General features: G+C 61.0%; 1 protein-coding gene. It reads right to left on the reverse strand.

What is annotated here, in order from left to right:
* Positions 1–237: hypothetical protein (locus AC1DYG_RS20240; protein WP_477641628.1), on the reverse strand; the 237-nt coding region annotated here is incomplete at its 3' end.
* Between the last annotated feature and the right edge of the window lie 168 nt (positions 238–405).

The following is a 405-nucleotide window of genomic DNA, read 5'->3' on the forward strand; positions in this document are numbered from 1 at the left end:
GGCGAAAACCGCCTGATACCAAGCCGGAAGAACCTCGCGATAATGGTCGACCTCCTCGCCCATTGCTTCCATTCCGTCAAGCGCACGCTCGATTGCCTTGAGGAATCCTGCAGCCCGAGCATGAACCTCCCAAGTCCCCATCGCAGCTGCGTCGCCGCGAACAGTCTCAACATGGGTGTTTGGGGGCACAGACCATCCGGCCAAGACCTCGTGCAGCAGTTTCGCGGGGTTCGCCATGGCGTCAGATCGTACTTGGGCCGGCTCCGCTTCCTGCTCCGACTGCGAGGCAGTCCTGCGTCTTCAGGTCGTCCGCCGTGAGCCTCTAGTCCTCGCCGTATTCAACAAGCTTCCCGCAGGACACCACCTGCGCTGCCCTTCTGCACCCAAAAAACAGGAGACCACAAC

It is taken from the genome of Pedococcus sp. P1_H8, from assembly GCF_056405175.1.